13 protein-coding genes are annotated in these 17023 nt (G+C 64.8%); 7 read left to right on the top strand and 6 right to left on the bottom strand.

All coding sequences use genetic code 11. The annotated features are described in order from the left end of the window. The first annotated feature begins 258 nt into the window (after positions 1-258). The gene (locus E3374_RS00225; RefSeq protein ID WP_136686562.1) at positions 259-1137 is read left to right on the top strand and encodes a DMT family transporter; all 879 of its coding nucleotides are present in this window, start codon (positions 259-261) and stop codon (positions 1135-1137) included. Between the two features lie 164 nt (positions 1138-1301). Further along, positions 1302-2342, top strand: coding sequence for an AIR synthase family protein (locus E3374_RS00220; RefSeq protein WP_136686561.1), 1041 nt, complete (start codon positions 1302-1304; stop codon positions 2340-2342). Between the two features lie 147 nt (positions 2343-2489). On the opposite strand, the gene E3374_RS00215 is transcribed toward E3374_RS00220, so the two are convergent. Continuing rightward, positions 2490-2681, bottom strand: coding sequence for a hypothetical protein (locus E3374_RS00215; protein WP_136686560.1), 192 nt, complete (start codon positions 2679-2681; stop codon positions 2490-2492). 261 nt (positions 2682-2942) lie between these two features. Here E3374_RS00215 and E3374_RS00210 point away from each other — a divergent pair, with 261 nt between their 5' ends. Then, a complete protein-coding gene (locus tag E3374_RS00210) occupies positions 2943-3941 on the top strand; it encodes a winged helix-turn-helix domain-containing protein (RefSeq protein ID WP_136686559.1) in 999 nt (332 codons plus the stop codon). 37 nt (positions 3942-3978) lie between these two features. On the opposite strand, the gene E3374_RS00205 is transcribed toward E3374_RS00210, so the two are convergent. Continuing rightward, complete coding sequence (locus E3374_RS00205) at positions 3979-4299, bottom strand: cupin domain-containing protein (protein ID WP_136686558.1); 321 nt, start codon at positions 4297-4299, stop codon at positions 3979-3981. Positions 4300-4393: 94 nt separating this feature from the next. Between E3374_RS00205 and thiD the strand changes: the two genes are divergently transcribed. Beyond that, positions 4394-5716 (top strand): bifunctional hydroxymethylpyrimidine kinase/phosphomethylpyrimidine kinase, encoded by a 1323-nt coding sequence (gene thiD / locus E3374_RS00200; protein WP_136686557.1) that lies wholly within the window; start codon positions 4394-4396, stop codon positions 5714-5716. 20 nt (positions 5717-5736) lie between these two features. Here the strand turns inward: thiD and E3374_RS00195 are convergent, their stop codons facing one another. Then, positions 5737-7518 carry a glycyl aminopeptidase gene (locus tag E3374_RS00195; RefSeq protein ID WP_136686556.1) on the bottom strand — a complete coding sequence of 594 codons (1782 nt, stop codon included), beginning with the start codon at positions 7516-7518 and terminating at the stop codon, positions 5737-5739. Between the two features lie 94 nt (positions 7519-7612). Between E3374_RS00195 and mutS the strand changes: the two genes are divergently transcribed. Further along, positions 7613-10333 (top strand): DNA mismatch repair protein MutS, encoded by a 2721-nt coding sequence (gene mutS / locus E3374_RS00190; protein WP_136686555.1) that lies wholly within the window; start codon positions 7613-7615, stop codon positions 10331-10333. A gap of 11 nt (positions 10334-10344) precedes the next feature. Here mutS and E3374_RS00185 read toward each other — a convergent pair whose 3' ends face one another. The 3 genes from E3374_RS00185 to E3374_RS00175 all read right to left on the bottom strand — a co-directional run bounded on the left by E3374_RS00185 (position 10345) and on the right by E3374_RS00175 (position 12531). Further along, on the bottom strand, positions 10345-11064 hold the full coding sequence (locus E3374_RS00185; RefSeq protein ID WP_136686554.1) for a class I SAM-dependent methyltransferase: 720 nt from the start codon (positions 11062-11064) through the stop codon (positions 10345-10347). Position 11065: 1 nt separating this feature from the next. Beyond that, on the bottom strand, positions 11066-11950 hold the full coding sequence (locus tag E3374_RS00180) for an aldo/keto reductase (protein ID WP_136686553.1): 885 nt from the start codon (positions 11948-11950) through the stop codon (positions 11066-11068). Positions 11951-12024: 74 nt separating this feature from the next. Next, on the bottom strand, positions 12025-12531 hold the full coding sequence (locus E3374_RS00175) for a hypothetical protein (protein ID WP_136686552.1): 507 nt from the start codon (positions 12529-12531) through the stop codon (positions 12025-12027). A gap of 164 nt (positions 12532-12695) precedes the next feature. Here E3374_RS00175 and mutL point away from each other — a divergent pair, with 164 nt between their 5' ends. Continuing rightward, the gene (mutL, locus tag E3374_RS00170; protein ID WP_136687398.1) at positions 12696-14849 is read left to right on the top strand and encodes a DNA mismatch repair endonuclease MutL; all 2154 of its coding nucleotides are present in this window, start codon (positions 12696-12698) and stop codon (positions 14847-14849) included. 171 nt (positions 14850-15020) lie between these two features. After that, positions 15021-16922, top strand: a complete 1902-nt coding sequence (locus tag E3374_RS00165; RefSeq protein ID WP_169051740.1) for a PAS domain-containing protein — start codon at positions 15021-15023, stop codon at positions 16920-16922. Positions 16923-17023 lie beyond the last annotated feature (101 nt).

Below are 17023 nucleotides of genomic sequence, written 5' to 3'. Positions count from 1 at the left end.
AGAATCTCCACGGAGACTCTCCGATCGCGTGCGGACGCACTTCGTGACCGATACCGGGCCAGTGGCTGTGTCCCCCGGCCTGTAGAGTCGATCGGACCACTGGCGAGACTGATCAGTGTAGAATCGACAACGAGGTGGTCGTCGCGTCCGACCTGAACTGGGCCTGTATCGGCTTCAAATCGGGAGACAGCGTCTGTTTCGGCGGTCACGTCGAGATCGAATCGGGATACTCTTCAGGCGGTCGGACGAAATCAACGCGTGTCGTTCGAACTCGGACTCGGCTATGCGATCGCGTCCGCCCTGCTGTTCGGTGGCTATCTGGTCCTTATCAAACAACGATTCACGGCGTACCCGGCCCCGGTGTATCTCGCCGGCGTCAACGGTTTTGCATTTCTCACGTATCTGCCGATCGGCCTCCTGACTCTCGACGGACCTCTTTTCCCCAACTTCTCGATGCAGGGCGTGGCGCTGATGGTAGGTGTATCGCTGCTTACAGGGATCGCGATCCTGACCATGTTTCGAGCGATCGTCGAGGGGGAGGTGTCTTACGTCGCCCCGATCAGCAAACTGGTCCCGCTGTTCGTGTTGCCGCTGGAGGTCGTCCTGCTCGCAGAGGTACTCACTCCAGTGCAGATCGCGGGCGTGCTGGTCGCGACGGCTGCGATCTACGTGGCGAACTACGAGCCGGGCGAGTTGCTCGAACCGTTCCGCCGGGCGCTGAGGACGCGGGCGCCACAGCTCGCACTCGCCAGTGCGGCGGTCTTCGGTTTCGTCGACGTGGGCAAGCGGGTCATGATGCAGGAACTCGCCCTGCCACCCCAGACGTACTTGCCGGTGATGTTCGCCATCACCACAGCCATGGTCGTCCCGTTCGCCCGACGGCGACCGATCCCCGACACCTTCCGGGACGACGCGTGGCTGTTCGCCCTCGCCGGATTGATCGTTGCGGTCGGCAACCACGTCGTCTTGCTCGCGTTCCAGATCCTGCCGGCGAGCATCGCCTCGCCGATCATCAACGCCCAGGCGATCGTCGCGGTGGTCGCCGGTGGGGTCCTGCTCGGAGAGGAACATTTCCGCGTCAGATTGATCGCGGGCGGACTCGCGATCTGTGGGATCGCATTGATCGCCGTGGGATGATCGACCGGGCCATCGGGACCGATCGTTGCGTGCGTTCTCTCCTCAGCGTTGTTCTCGAAGCGGTCCTTCGTCGTTCCCGGTGCACGCCGACGATGCGCGCGCCCGCTGGATCGGTCGGACCAGGACAGGTAGCCTAAGTACCACCCGTGATTACCACGGAGTGTATGAGCGACCCGGAACTCGGCAAGGCCGATCGCGAATTCTTCGACGAGTACATCTATCCGCGCCTGGGGGCCGACCGCGAGGACGTCCGCCTGAAGCCCCAGCACGGCGTCGACTTCGGCGTGGCCGATGTCGGCGGGCAGGCGCTGGCGATGGCGACCGATCCCGTGTTCATCGTGCCCGCTGCGGGCTTCGAACGGGCGGCCTGGTTCGCCTTCCACATCCTCATCAGCGACGTGGCGGTGTCGGGACTCGATCCCGCGTATCTCAGCGTCGACTTCAATCTCCCGCCGGAGATCACCGACGAACAGTTCGAGACCGTCTGGCAGACGTTCCACGAGGAGGCCGAGAAACTGGGCGTTTCGATCGTCACCGGTCACACCGGCCGCTACGCCGGGTGTAACTACCCGATGGTCGGTGGCGGCACCTCTCTGGCAGTGGGTGACTTCGAGGATCTGGTGACACCCGACGGCGCCCGACCCGGCGACCGTGTGATCGTTACGAAGGGGCCGGCCATCGAGGCCACTGGCCTGCTGTCAGTTCACTTCGATTCGCTGATGGAGGGTGACGTGCCGGACGAACAGATCCAGGCCGCGAAGGACCGCTTCTACGACATGAGCCCGATCGAGGAGGCGATGGTCGCTTCCGCGGCCGGCCCGGTCACGGCGATGCACGACGCCACGGAGGGTGGTGTCTACGGTGGGCTCTTCGAGATGGCCCGCTCGGCGGACGTCGGTTTCGAAATCGAGCGCGACCGGATCCCGATTCAGCCGGGCGTCGAGGCCGCCTGCGAGTTCTTCGACATCGACCCGTGGATCTCCATCAGCGAGGGGACGCTGCTGGCGACGGTTGATCCCGACGGCGTCGACGACGTGCTCGCCGCCCTTGAGGACGAAGGTATTCCGGCCGCAGACGCCGGACGGGTTACCGACGGCTCGGGACTGACCGTGGACGACGAGGAGGTCGATCACCCCGGGAAGGACCCCTACTGGGCGGCCTTCGAAAAGTACATGGGGAAGTTACAGGCGGCACAGTCCGAATAGGCGCCTGTCACGTCTCGGTTCGATACAGTCGCCGTCAAGCCGTGATCTCTCTACCGTTGGGCTGTGGATGTCGTAGGCCTCTGGTCTGTCTGCACGGCCACAATGGAACGATTGGAGAGCCGATACGTCAGTCGCGGGGACGGGATATTACTGGCCAGCCGGTCGCCCGGGTGGCGTGTCGGTGGAACGGAACCGTCCCACCAACCGAGTTGCCGCCGGAAGGCGAGTGTAGACTCTTGCCGTCGCAAGCCCGGCGACGAACGCGAGCGCCAGGTGCGGGCCAGCAAGCGCGACGACGATCGCCGGTAGGGCCAACGTCACTACGAAGGTGACCGTCATGACCCGGCCGAGACTGTGAGTGGACGACAACGTCCGTCCCTGTGTTGGGGTATGTGGTCGGTCCATCGGTACGTATGAACCAATGGAACGAAAGACTATAAACATAATCTGAAACACATTTCTGTAAGCACCATTACTGAAACACACTCCTGTTGGATTCCTGGCGGGAACGATCAGTTCGGCGGTCCGTCTCGACGGACGAAACCAGCCGCGGGTGCCTCGGCCCTGACCTATTTACTCCGGGGAGACTGACCGGATGCTATGACCGACCGGGACCACGTTGACGAGGGGTATGTCGACGGTGGAGGTCGATCCGGACAGTCGGCCCGTGGAGCGACCCTCGGGAGTCGGCCCTGCCGTGTGACGGACGGCGGTTCGGACGCCGAAAACGTGACTGCCGAGTCGGGTGCGGTCGTCGAGCAGTTATCGGCCGACACCGCGTTCGAACTACTCAGCAACGAAACCCGGCTGTCGGCACTCCGGGCACTGTTCGATGCAACGGACCCGTTATCGTTCTCCGATCTCAACGACGCCGTCGGGACGGGCGACAGCGGCCAGTTCAACTACCATCTGGATCGACTCAGAGGCGTGTTCATCAGGAAGACGCCGGATGGGTACAAGTTGACCGCGGAAGGCATGGACGTCGTGGGATCGCTGCTGGCCGGGCCGTACACGAAGACGGTAGAGGCCGATGCCATCCCCGTCGACGCCGACTGCCCCTACTGCGAGGGAACGCTCGCGGGGATCTTCGACGACGATCACGTTCGAGTCGCCTGTCGGAACTGTGATCGGGACGTCATAAGCCTGGCCGTCCCGCCGGGAACCTTCGAACACTATCCCCGCGAGGAGTGGCCGCTGGTGGCCGAACAGTGGACCCGACAGGAGTTCGAGACTGCCCATCGAGGTTTCTGTCCGGTCTGTCACGGCCCGATCGAAAGTACGGTCGAGATCGATCCGGACGGGATTTACGACGTCTTCGAGGCCGGCATCAGCTACGCCTGCCAGCGGTGCGGAGAGGTCCAGTACGCGAACGTGGGCGCCTGTCTGTGCTGGTATCCGGCCGTCGTCGCATTCTACCACGATCGAGGCGTCGACATCACTGACACGCCCGTCTGGGAGTTCGAATGGGCTGTCCAGCCATCCGCCGAGATCCGTTCGACGGATCCGCTCCGGGTCGCCGTCCCGATCGAACACGACGGCGATCGGCTAACCCTCGTCGTCGACCAGCACGCCGATGTCGTCGAAGAACACCTCGAATGAGCGAGGCCTCCGACAATCCCCGAGTAGCGAGGGCGCGTCAGGGTGCGCCCACGAGTACGAACGTACTGTCGACGTCGCCGTTGTGAATCTCGCGGGTCGCCTCTGGCGGGACGCGCACGGCGTCGCCTGACTCCATCTCGACGTCTTCGTCGTCGATCGTCACGGTGGCTTCCCCGTCCACCAGCAGATAGACCTCTTCGTGGTCTTCTTCGGCGTGATCGTGCGCCTTCCCCGACCAGCCGGCCTCACAGTCCAGCACCGTCACCCCGACGGTCTCACAGTCCAGGGCATCCCGCAGGAAGTGCATCGATCCCGCGACCGGTTCGACGTCCTCGTAGTTGACTTTGGTATATGCCATCGCGAGACAGTATTCGGTCGCCGGGCAGATATATCCTGTTCCGGCGCGACCCGGATGCATCACGGATTTGTACAACCGCCAAATAAGTCCACCCATGACACGCAACGAGGCACCCCACGAGCCGCCGACTGTACTGACGATCGCGGGCAGTGATTCCGGCGGCGGCGCGGGCATTCAGGCAGATATCAAGACGATCGAGGCGGTCGGCGGATTCGGGACGAGTGCGATCACGAGCGTGACGGCCCAGAACACGACCGGCGTCCAAGGAAGTCAGCTTCTGCCGATCGAGCACATCGAGGCCCAGATCGAGGCCGTCATCGGGGACTTCGACGTACAAGCCGCGAAGACGGGTATGCTCGCGACTAGTGACGTCATCGAGACGGTCGTCGAATACGCGGCTGACCTACCCGATCTCGTGGTCGATCCGGTGATGGTGGCCGCGTCAGGCGACCGACTGCTCGAACCGGACGGCGAAGAAGCATACGAGGAGTTGATCGCCGAGGCGACGCTCGTGACGCCCAACGCCGACGAGGCGGCCGTCCTGACGGGAATCGAGCCCACCGATGAACAGACGGCAGTCGAGGCCGGCGAGGAAATACTCGACATGGGGGCCGAGGCCGCTCTCGTGAAAGGTGGTCACATCGCCGGCGAGGACGTCATGGACGTGCTGGTCACCGACGAGGATGTCCGGACATTCCGTCACGAACGCATCCGGACTGACGCGACTCACGGCTCGGGCTGTACGCTCTCGGCAGCGATCGCGACTCACCTGGCCCAAGGCGAGTCGCTGACCGACAGCGTGAGCAGGGGGATCGACTTGCTCGCACGGGCCGTCCGGTACAATCTCGACGTCGGCGAGGGACCGGGCGGGGTCCACCACCTCGTCGAGATACGCGAGCGTGCTGCCCGGACCGAGACGGCCGAGGCCGTCCGACGTCTCGTCGAATCGTTCGTCGAGCGGGACGTCGGCTCGTTGATCCCTGAAGTCGGAACGAACGTGGTCGGCGCGACGCCGTTCGCCGAGCGTATCGAAGAGATCGCCGCCGTCGACGGACGGCTCACGCGCACTCGTGACGGGATCGCGACCGGTCGGGGCGTTCGGTTCGGCGCCTCCACCCACGCCGCCAGATACTTGCTCGACGCCCGTGAGATCGATGCGGACTATCGCTTCGCCGCGAACTGGCGGTACGACGACGCGATCGGGGACGCGCTGGCGACCCTTCCCGGGACCGTGGTCACGCTCGATGGCCCGCTCACGCTCGAATCCGGGATCGAACCCGCGCTCGCGGGCGTCGAGGATCCGGCCGTTGTCGTCGATCCCGGCGGTGAGGGTCGAGTGCCGGTCACGATCTGTCTGGCGACCTCCCCCAAAGAACTCGTCGAACGGACGGAACACCTCCTCGTCGCGGTCGCGTGACGCCCGTCGCGGTCGCGTGACTACCGCTTCCGGCACGCCACGATCGCGATCGCGAACAGCGCCACCAGCGCGGTGAACCCCGGGCCAGACGTGCCCGTCGTCGCGGTCTCGGTCGACGGAGCCGGTGTCTCGGTCCCCCTGTCCGTCGGTTCGTCGGTCCTCTCCTGTTCCGTCGCTGTCCGAGTCGACTCAATCGCCGCTGTCACCGTCACGTCGACGGTCTTTCCGGCGACGGAGAGCCGGTAAGTCCCCGCCTCCCCGAAGCCGTGTCCCAGTTCGACCGTGATCGTTTCCCCCGCACCGAGCGTCCCCGTCGCACGCTCGACGACGGTCCCATCAACCGTCAGCGCCACTTCGTAGTCCCCGTCGGCACCGCCGTCGTTGGTGACCCTGACGGGGACGATCAACCGCTCGCCGGCCGTCAGCGTCGGGATCGTCTTCACCGACTCGTTGCGGTCGGACCCCTCGATCCGGTAGGTCGCGTCCTCGGCCACCCGGGTAGTGATGTGTGCCGGCGACCCGTCGAAGGCCGCCGCATGGTCGGCCCGGGACCACATCTCCGGGCCGGCATCGGTCCGCACGTAGCGGTCGGTCGCCGCGCGAACGCTCCTGTTGCCCGCCCGTTCGACGAGCGCGAGCAGGCGACGGTGATCGAACTGATCCGCTCGGTTCAGTGCGGCCAGGACCGTCTCGAAGGACTTCGCCCCGTCGGTCGCCAGCCTGATCCGGCGATCGATCTCCCCGACCACCAGCGCGCCCTTCTCGTACTCCGCCCGGCGAACCCACGTCGACTCGTCGGCGAGCACCACGTCGTCGTAGCGCGCGTCCGCCCCCCGGGCGAGTTTGTGTCGGAACGCATCGAACCCGATCAGATCGCCCTCCATAGCGAGCAAAGAAGCGTAATAGGAGGCACTGGCCTCGGTCAGCCACTTCGTCGAGGCGGTCCTGTCCAGTCGCTGTCGCGTATGGACGTACTCGTGGAGCCAGGCGTTGTCCGGCGCGTCCAGGCGTTCGTTCGCGAGGACGTACATGTCGCTGTCGCCGGTCTGAAGTCCCCTCACCGCCCAGTCGACGCTCGTCGGCGCGACCACGGTGAACACCCGCTCGTCCCGGTCGCCCATCCGCAGATCCTCCGAGGCCGTCGCGAACGCGTCCAGAACTCCCTGCGGATCGGCGTCCATCTCCGCCGCCCGGGGCACTACGACCGCGAAGGTCTGTCCGTGTGCGCTTTGGGTGTACGTGCGATGGGGTCCGAGGAAGGCCATTGTTCCGCCGGTGGCTCCCTCACCTGGAACGTCGAGGTTCCAGTCGACGCCCACGCGTTCACCGAACCACTTCCAACTCGTACTCATGCGTGGTGGACGGACCAGTGCCCACGACCCCGCGTCCGCAAAGAGATAGGTCCCGCTCACGGGTTCGGGCCCTTCGCCCGTGACCGTCTCGTTGGCCCGGAGAGTGTAGGTAATCGTCGGGTCCGTGGCTCCCGTCCAGCGGTACTGGCCCCCGTCCTGGTCGAATCCGTCCGTTCCGGTCACCGTCGCTCTAGTCGCCATGTCGACGGCAAAACTCTCGACGCGGTCGGGGAGCGACACCGCCATCGTCACCGCCACTTCGCCCGGTTGCCCGGGCGTGAGGCGGACGTGCTGGGTAACGGTGATGTTCCCGTCGCCGCCGGTCTGGGCGGCCGGGACCTCGATACCGGTCGAAGCCGGGGATCGGTCCCCCGTCGCGGCCGCGACCCCGGCAAGCGGTGCTGACAGGAGGAGCGCGATCAGTCCCGCGATGATCCAGCGGGCGGTCATCGTGCCGAGTTTGCGATCCTCGTATATCAGTCCAGTGGCCGTCTGCCCGGACGGTCCCGTAGCGTTTTAACCCACTTCGATCACAGGTACGGGCATGAGCGATGCGACGGGAATCGTCGGCGAGTTTTTCTCCCTCAAGGAGGGGACTGACGCGGACCTCCTGGCGATGCAGGTGGGTGACTTCTACGAGTTCTTCGGCGACGATGCCGAAACCGTCGCTGACGAACTCGACCTGAAAGTCTCACAGAAGTCCAGCCACGGTTCCTCCTATCCGATGGCCGGTGTGCCGGTCGACGAACTCACGCCGTACCTCAAGGGCCTCGTCGAACGTGGTTTTCGCGTGGCTGTCGCCGACCAGCACGAGACCGAGGACGGACACGCCCGCACAATCGACCGGGTCGTCACGCCGGGGACTCTCCTCGAGACGACCGAGGCACAGGCCCGCTATCTCACTGCTATCGTGGAGGACGACGATGAATGGGGGGTTGCCTTCGCCGACGTGACGACGGGGCAGTTCTTCGTCACGAACGCGCCCGACAGGGAGGCTGTCTTCAGCGAACTATACCGCTTCGAACCCGCCGAGGTCCTCCCCGGACCCACGGTCAGGACCGACGACGAGACGCTCGATCGGCTCCGCGAGCGGACCGACGCTTCGCTCTCTCTTCATCCGACAGAGGACTTCGCCCCGGGCCGGGCGCGTCACCGCCTGCGTGAACAGTTCGGCGCGGAGACCATCGAAAGCGTCGGGATCGAGAGCGAGGCCGCGATCGCCGCCGCGGGTGCTGTCCTCGCGTACGTGGCAGAGACCGGCCAGGGTGTCCTCGCCTCGATGACGCGGCTGCAACGATACGGCGCCGGTGAGCACGTCGAACTCGACGCGACGACCCAGCGCAACCTCGAACTCACCGAGACCATGCAGGGCGACCAGTCCGGATCGTTGCTCGACACCATCGATCACACGGTCACGAGCGCTGGTACGCGGACGCTGCGCGCCTGGCTCCAGCGCCCACGTCGATCCGAGGGGGATCTCCGGCGGCGGCACGATGGCGTCGCTGTGCTCGCGTCGGCCGCGATGGCCCGCGAGCGCCTCCGGGAGGAACTGAGTGAGGCCTACGACCTCCAGCGGCTGGCCAGCAAGGCCGCTTCCGGCAGCGCCGACGCCCGCGACTTGCGTGCGGCCGCCGATACGCTCACGCTCTATGAGTCTGTCAGGGGAATCGTCGCCGACGCTCCCGAACTCGTCGATTCACCGCTGGCCGACCGCCTGGACGAACTCGATCGGTCCGCGATCGACGACCTCGCCAGGGAACTCGACGCGGCGATCGTCGAGGACCCGCCGGGGACGATCACCGAAGGGGGGATCATTCGGCGGGGATACGACGAGGAACTCGACGACCTCGTCGAACGGCACGAAGCGGCTCTGGAATGGATCGAGACGTTGCCCGACCGTGAGAGCCGCGAACACGGCATCACCCACCTCTCTGTCGACCGCAACAAGACTGACGGCTACTACATCCAGGTCGGCAAGAGCGAGGTCGAAAAGGTTCCCGACCGCTACGAGAACGTCAAGACGCTGAAAAACGCCGAGCGCTACACGACCGACGAACTCGAAGAGCGAGAGCGGGAAATCCTCCGACTGGAGGAACAACGGCACGAACTTGAACGGGGCCTGTTCGAGGAGGTGCGCGATCGTGTGGCAGCACGAGCCGAACTGCTTCAGGACGTGGGGGCCGCGCTGGCTGAAGTGGACGTCCTCGCGGCACTGGCGACCCACGCCGTCCGCAACGACTGGACGCGACCCGAACTGCACGACTCCGGCGCTTTAGAGATCGAGGCAGGTCGCCACCCGGTCGTCGAGAAGACGACAGAGTTCGTACCGAACGACCTGTACATGGACGACGACCGCCGATTCTTGGTCGTCACGGGGCCGAACATGAGCGGGAAATCGACGTACATGCGCCAGGCCGCCCTGATCGTCCTGCTGGCCCAGATCGGTTCGTTCGTGCCAGCCCGCTCGGCCCGGGTGGGCCTGGTCGACGGTATCTACACCCGTGTCGGTGCCTTAGACGAACTTGCACAGGGCCGCTCGACGTTCATGGTCGAGATGCAAGAACTCTCGAACATCCTCCACTCGGCGACCGACGAATCCCTCGTCATCCTCGACGAGGTGGGGCGAGGGACCGCGACGTTCGACGGCATCTCGATCGCGTGGGCCGCGACGGAGTACCTCCACAACGAGGTGGGAGCGAAGACCCTCTTTGCCACTCACTACCACGAACTCACGAGCCTGGCTGAGCATCTCCCCCGCGTCGAGAACGTCCACGTCGCGGTCGACGGCGAACCCCGATCGCCGTCTTCGAGCGGGAGTTCGTCCCGCCCTACAGACGAAAACGACGGCGAGGTAACGTTCCTCCGGACCGTCCGTGAGGGCGCGACCGACCGTTCCTACGGCATCCACGTCGCCGATCTGGCGGGCGTTCCCGATCCCGTCGTCGATCGCTCGCAGGACGTACTCGATCGCCTGCGCGAGGAGAAGGCCATCGAAGCCAAAGGGGGATCCGGCGCAACGACACAGGCCGTTTTCGACCTCTCTGCAGGGACGTTCACTGCAAGCGGCGCCAGGAGTGCGGACGGCGGCGATCCGGCGGCGAACGCTGACTCGGGTGGTCGCGACGGCGATCGAATCGCCGACCGGTTCGGCGATAGTGCGGAGGATGTCCTCGAGGAGCTGTCGTCGCTGGACGTCAACGAGACGCCGCCGGTCGAACTGATGGCCCGCGTCCAGGAGTTGCAGGACGAATTGGACGGACGCTGATCGACACTAGATCACTCCGGCAACTGAAATGCCAGGCTGTACATCTCGCCGACCGATTCCGAGCCGATCTCGGTAACGAGACTGTCCGTCCGGTTGACCAAGACATTACGGAGGTCGCCATCGATCCGGGCAGCCGCGTCCCGGACGGTATCGGCGTGTGCGGTGACGTGACTTTCCGTCCAGGGCACGGGATCGAGCAGCGTCTTCCGGCGGTCGAACTCCCAGCCCCGCGTCTCGAAGACGCCACGGAGGACGCCCCCGGGATAGAACGTCAGTGCCGGTCTGGCGTCGGCGAGTTCACGTGCTGCGTTCTCCAGGGCGAAGAGGTCGCGGATCGACGCACCGTCCGGCAGCGGCGCGTAATCGTCGACCAGCAGGTGTGCTCCCGGTGCAGCGACACGTGTGATCTCACTCGCGATCACGTCCAGGTCCGTCGTCGGGACGACGTTGAACAGCGCGTGTGCGGTGACGACCGCGACGGAGTCGTCGGGAAGCGGAATCGACCGGAGATCGGCCTCGAAGACCCCCACGCGGCCGGGGTGATCCGTCCCGACACGCTCCCGGACGGTTCTGGCGTGTTCACGGTCGTTTGTCACCGCGAGTACGTCCGCCGCTCCAGCGTCGAGCAGTCCGGCGGCGGCATTGCCCGCGCCCGCCCCGGCTTCCAGGCAGCGCCGCCCTTCGACCGGACGGTCCGCGAGCGCCGTCCTCACCGTCGCCGGGACGTCCATGTCAGTGGTGGAGTTGCTCCGGGACCGGACTCTCGTCGTGACGGGCTTGCTCGACGATGGCGCGCTGTGCCGCCTCGTCGAGTTCCTCGAAGCGGTCACCGGCGTCCAGCACCATCTTCACGAGTTTGGGATCGCCCGGCGTCAAGACACTCGTCACGCCACGGGAAAGAGTGTAGTTCAGCCGCTCGCGGATCGTCTCCGGGTCGTCGACCGGCTCGTACCAGTTGGCGTAGGGCCGCTCGTGTTCGGGCAACTCGTCGGTGTCCGGCCAGGGCCCCTTCGCGAAGGTCTTGATCGCGAGTGTCCCGATGTCCTCCTGATCGGCCCGTTGCAGGACCGCGTCGTAGTCGTGATCCGCGTCGTCCCTGGCATCCACTACGGGATTGAGTGGGAACATCAACGAATCCATGTCGTCGATCTCCCCGATGGCGTCCAGGATCAGGTCCGGATTCCCGTGGCTGGTCAACCCGATGTGGTCGATCAGTCCCTGCTCCTGTGCCTCTCGGAACGCCCGCAACGCGCCGTCTTCGGCGGTGATCGTTTCCAGTTCGTCCTCGTACTCCAGGCCGTGAACCTGGTAGAGGTCGATCGTGTCGACGCCCAGTCTGTCGAGCGACCGCTCCAGTTTCTTCCAGGCCGCCTCGTAGGATCGTTCCTGGGTCTTACAGCCCAGGAAGATGTCCTCGCGGTACTGGCGGAGCTTCGGCCCGAGTTTGAGTTCGGCGTCGCCGTAAGTCGGCGCGACGTCGAAGTGATTGATGCCGTGCTCACGGACGAGTTCGACCATCTGATTCGCGCCCTCCTGTTCGAGCCAGTTCAGCGCGATCGCTCCGAACGCGACGACGGTACTCCGCTGTCCAGTGGCTCCCAGGGTACGAGTCTGCATACCACAATGGTTGGTCCCCCGCCACCAAAAGTCCAGCCATCGGGAAGCTGGTGGTTCCGAGGGCGCGATTACCGTCACTCCAAGACTGTCGAGGGACGCTTGAGATAGTAGTCCTGTTCGGTGACGCGCTGATAGAGACGATAGAGTGTCTCGACTGCGTCGGGATCGGGATCGAACCGAATGTGGGGAGCCATGTGGTATCCCTTCGCACTGACCAAAAAGAAGTACAGCGTCTGGTGGTGTTTGGGCGTGGCGTCGACGACTCCCATCTCCGCACCGCCGAGGTCGTCCGCGAAGTCGTTGAGCATCGCGGCGATGTCGTCGTCGAGCTGTTCGTCCGGGCGATACGCGGGCGCGCCGAAGGTCTGCTGGAGGAACTCCGTGGTGGTCGCGAGAAAGGGGTTCGAATCGATCCCCGTCGGATCGACCGCCGCGAACGTCTCGTAGAGGTTGAGCATGGCGTCGAGTTCCTCGTCCGTCACCGCGATCGGCATGACGGGTTCACCCTGTGGGATGGTGTAGTCGGGGAACGAGTACGACCCTGGATCGGGGAGGTTCTCGAAGACGTCCGAGAGGTCCATGTGTCACGGTAAGAGGGCACGTACCGTAACTGTTTGGCGTGATTGGGGACGTTTTGATGGGAGAGAGCATTATGACGAGATGATAGGACGTTCCGTATCACGTGGTGAGCGGGGGACTCAAGTCGCTGCCGTCACAATCGGGCATCGACACCCGTATGACAGAAGTGACGGAGATCAAGGAACTCGACGGGGCGACCGTCGAGCGCATCGCCGCCGGGGAGGTCGTCGAGCGTCCGGCGTCGGTCGTCAAGGAACTCCTAGAGAACAGTCTCGACGCCGACGCCTCACGCGCCCGGGTGGCGATCGAAGCTGGCGGGACCGACGGGATCCGCGTCAGCGACGACGGCGTCGGCATGACCGAGTCACAGGTCCGGACGGCTGTCCGGGAGCACACGACGAGCAAGATCAGCGACATCGACGACCTGGAATCGGGGGTCCCAACGCTGGGATTTCGCGGGGAAGCGCTGCACGCGATCGGGGCCGTCTCGCGGCTGACGATAACAACGCGTCCCCGCGGTGGCGATCGCGGAACGCGCCTGCACGTCGAGGGCGGCGAAGTCACAACCGTCGAGTCCGCCGGCTGTCCTGAAGGGACCACTGTCGAAGTCGACGATCTCTTCTACAACGTTCCTGCCCGCCGGAAGTATCTCAGCCAGGACGCGACGGAGTTCGACCACGTCAACACGATCGTCACGAACTACGCGCTGGCTAACCCGGACGTCGCCGTTGCACTCGAACACGATGGTCGGGAGATTTTCGCCACGAGCGGGCACGGATCACTCAGAGAGGCTACCATGGCGGTCTATGGCCGCGAGGTCGCCGAATCGATGATCGAACTCGGTTCCGGGGATCTCCCCGATGGCCCGCTGACCGACGTCTCTGGACTGGTGAGCCATCCCGAGACCAACCGCGCCGGCCGAGAGTACCTCTCGATGTTCGTCAACGGCCGTTACGTCCGGTCGAAGGCGGCCCGTAACGCCGTCGTCTCCGCGTACGGAAAGCAACTTGCCGCCGATCGCTATCCGTTCGCCGTGTTGAACCTGTCGTTGCCTGCCGGCACTGTCGACGTGAACGTCCATCCCCGCAAGATGGAAGTCCGATTCGTCGACGAGGCGGGGCTCCGCGAACAGATCGAGACTGCTGTCGAGTCCGCCCTCCTGCGGGAAGGGTTGCTCCGGTCGAGCGCGCCGCGCGGGCGGTCCGCGCCCGAACAGACGACCGTCGACCCTCACTTATCGGAAGCCCCTGACGAAGGGTCCGAACCGTCCGGTCAACCCGACGAAGACACCCGTCCGACGACGACAGAGACCGCTTTTGGCGAAGACGCCCGTCCGACGACGCCTGAGTCCTCTCCCGAAGACGGTCGCCCGTCCGAGTCGGCCGACTGGACTGGCGGTTCGTCCGGACCGTCCGATACTGCCCCGTCAAACGACGACGAAACAGTTTACCCGGAGACTACAGGCGAGCGAACTGCCAGTGCATCGGCCGACACACGGCCAGGTGGCACGACGGATGACGCGAGCGTTCAGGACTCACCAGACGACGGTGACGACATAGAGACGCAGTCCGGATCGGTCGATCGATCCGATGACTCGGTGACGGATCGGGAGACGGACGGCAAGCCGCCGACTGACAGTCGCGTCGTCGACAGCGGTCAGCAGGTCACTTTCGGGGAAGGTGAGGCGCTGGACCGGGAATTCGACTCGCTCCCGGCGATGCGGCTCCTCGGACAGTTCCGGGAGACGTACGTCGTCGCCGAAGCGGACACCGGACTGATCGTGATCGACCAGCACGCCGCCGACGAACGGATCAATTACGAGCGGCTTCGGGCGGAATTCGATGGACAGACGACGACCCAGACGCTCGCGGAGCCGGTGGAACTCACGCTTACCGCCCGTGAAGTCGAACTGTTCGATTCGTTTCAACCGGCGCTTTCGCGACTCGGGTTCGCGGCCGAACGCGTCGACGATCGGACGATCGCAGTCCGGACGGTCCCTACGTTGCTGGCCGACACTGCTGATCCGGAACTGTTGTGCGACGTCCTCGCCTCGTTCGTCGATACGGACACTGAACCGGGTTCGACCGTCGAGGCCGCCGCAGACGACCTGCTGGCGGACCTGGCGTGTTACCCCTCGATCACCGGCAATACGTCGCTGACCGAGGGCTCAATCGTCGACCTGCTAGAACGGCTCGACGAGTGTGAGAACCCCTACGCCTGTCCGCACGGCCGCCCCGTCCTCATCGAGGTCGACGACGACGAACTCGCCGACCGGTTCGAACGTGACTATCCCGGCCACGGCGTCCGCCGGCTGGACTGAGCGGCTCGTCGCCGTGACTGTCCGTCAAACCCGTGACTGGACGAAAGAACTCGTCTTCCCTACCCGAACCATCCACGGCCTTATGATCGAGGGGGGCGAACCTCCGACAATCGATCAGCAATGAGTGAAGGGACGAGACGAGTTCTCTACGTCGGTCCGAATCCCAGATCAGTGGCGACTGGGCTCGAGACGAGTGCCAACAGTCTCGACGTCGATTCCGTCACGGATCCCGAGACGGCCCTAAAACGATGCCGAAGGGAGTCGATCGACGCCATCGTCACAGCGGACGAACTGCCCGATGGAGACGGCATCGAGTTCCTCGAAACGGTTCGGGAGACGTGCCCGGAGCTCCCCATCGTGCTGTACAGCGTCGCGGGCGACGAACGGGTCGCCAGCCGGGCCATCGCCGCAGGGGTATCCGAGTACGTCCCGAAGCGCGACGGGGTCGAGCGACTCGTCGAACGCGTCGAAGCTGCCGTTGAGGATCGCGTGGATCGTTCTGACAGGTCGGATCGCCACCGTCTCGCGCCTGTGACGGACGAGGGGAGTCGTACGCGACCGATCGGTCCGCGCGCACGAGCCATGGACGCGGCGCCGGTCGGCGTCGTCATCACCGATCCCGGACAGCCGGACAACCCGATCGTCTATGCCAACGAGCGTTTCCAGGAGTTGACGGGCTACGACGAGTCCGACGTGCTCGGCCGGAACTGCCGATTCCTGCAGGGCCCGGACACCGATCCGTCGGCTGTCGACGAGATGCAACGGGCGGTCGACGACGAGGAGCCCGTGACGGTGGAACTCCGCAACTATCGAAAGGACGGCTCGCCGTTCTGGAATCGGGTGACGTTAGCGCCAGTCACCGACGACGAGGGTGCGGTCACGCACTTTGTCGGGTTTCAAGAGGACATCACGGAACGCCGACGACGGAGCCGCGACCGGGAAGCTACAGTCGATCTCTTACAGGGGATCTACGACGTGACGACCGACCCGGAGCTCAGATTCGGGACCAAGATCGACCGTCTCCTCGAACTCGGCTGTGAGAAACTCGATCTACCCTACGGCTTCCTCTCACGGATCGAGTCCGGTGACCCCCCAGATCCCGGGACACAGACGATCGTCCAGTCTTCTGGAGACCACGAGTTACTACAACCCGGGGAGTCCTGTCCGCTGTCGGAAGCCTATTGTCGGCGGACGATCGAAACCGACGGCTTGCTCGCCATCCAGGACGCCATCACCGCGGGCTGGGAAGACGACGACGCATACGACGTCTTCGAACTCGGCAGTTACATCGGTGGCAAAGTCGTCGTCGACGGCGAGCTCTACGGGACGCTGTGTTTCGCCGCGTCGGAGCCACGCACCCGTCCGTTCACTGCCGCCGAACGGACGCTCGTCCGGTTGATGAACAAGTGGGCCAGCTACGAACTCGAACGAAAGCGCGCCCGCGAGGAATTGGAGTCGACGAACGACCGCCTCGAAGAGTTCGCGAGCATCGTCTCCCACGACCTCCGGAACCCGCTGAACGTCGCAGTCGCCCGATTCGGTCTCGTCGCCGAGGAATGCGACAGCGAGCACATCGAAGACGTGGCGGGGGCCCACGAACGGATGGAGACACTCATCGACGACTTGCTGACGCTCGCTCACGAAGGTGAATCCGCGACCGATCCCCAACCGATCGCGCTTTCGGCTGCCGCCAGGGATTGTTGGGACACCGTCGAGACGGGGGACGCGACGCTCTCGGTCGAGACCGATCGGACCGTCCGTGCCGATCCCGGCCAGCTCAGGGAACTTCTCGAGAATCTCGTCAGGAACGCTTTCGAACACGCAGATACAGCTGTAACAGTAACTGTTGGCGACCTCGAAGACGGTTTCTACGTCGCGGACGACGGCTCCGGGATTCCTCCTGAGGAACGCGATGATGTGCTTGAATCGGGGTACACGACGACCGAGGACGGCACCGGCTACGGACTTGCCATCGTCGCCGAGATCGCCGAGTCCCACGGCTGGGATATCACTGTCTCCGAAAGTGAAGCCGGCGGCGCCCGCTTCGAGTTCACTGACGTCGAGGTCGTCTGATCCGTGACTGTAGACGGCCGTTGCCTCGGGAGGAACCGGATGACGAAAGAGGCCGGAAGGGATTTGAACCGAATGGAGATGTTCCGGGCGTGCGGCGCTTC

This window comes from Halorhabdus amylolytica, from assembly GCF_004944975.1.
In the GTDB taxonomy this organism is placed as follows: Archaea; Halobacteriota; Halobacteria; order Halobacteriales; family Haloarculaceae; genus Halorhabdus; species Halorhabdus amylolytica.
This window is presented reverse-complemented; position numbering and strand designations above follow the sequence as displayed.

Coding starts and splice junctions, on each gene's coding strand:
- E3374_RS00220 (WP_136686561.1), top strand. CDS start 1,302: ATGAGCGACCCGGAACTCGGCAAGGCCGATCGCGAATTCTTCGACGAG.
- E3374_RS00215 (WP_136686560.1), bottom strand. CDS start 2,681: ATGACGGTCACCTTCGTAGTGACGTTGGCCCTACCGGCGATCGTCGTC.
- E3374_RS00210 (WP_136686559.1), top strand. CDS start 2,943: ATGACCGACCGGGACCACGTTGACGAGGGGTATGTCGACGGTGGAGGT.
- E3374_RS00205 (WP_136686558.1), bottom strand. CDS start 4,299: ATGGCATATACCAAAGTCAACTACGAGGACGTCGAACCGGTCGCGGGA.
- thiD (WP_136686557.1), top strand. CDS start 4,394: ATGACACGCAACGAGGCACCCCACGAGCCGCCGACTGTACTGACGATC.
- E3374_RS00195 (WP_136686556.1), bottom strand. CDS start 7,518: ATGACCGCCCGCTGGATCATCGCGGGACTGATCGCGCTCCTCCTGTCA.
- mutS (WP_136686555.1), top strand. CDS start 7,613: ATGAGCGATGCGACGGGAATCGTCGGCGAGTTTTTCTCCCTCAAGGAG.
- E3374_RS00185 (WP_136686554.1), bottom strand. CDS start 11,064: ATGGACGTCCCGGCGACGGTGAGGACGGCGCTCGCGGACCGTCCGGTC.
- E3374_RS00180 (WP_136686553.1), bottom strand. CDS start 11,950: ATGCAGACTCGTACCCTGGGAGCCACTGGACAGCGGAGTACCGTCGTC.
- E3374_RS00175 (WP_136686552.1), bottom strand. CDS start 12,531: ATGGACCTCTCGGACGTCTTCGAGAACCTCCCCGATCCAGGGTCGTAC.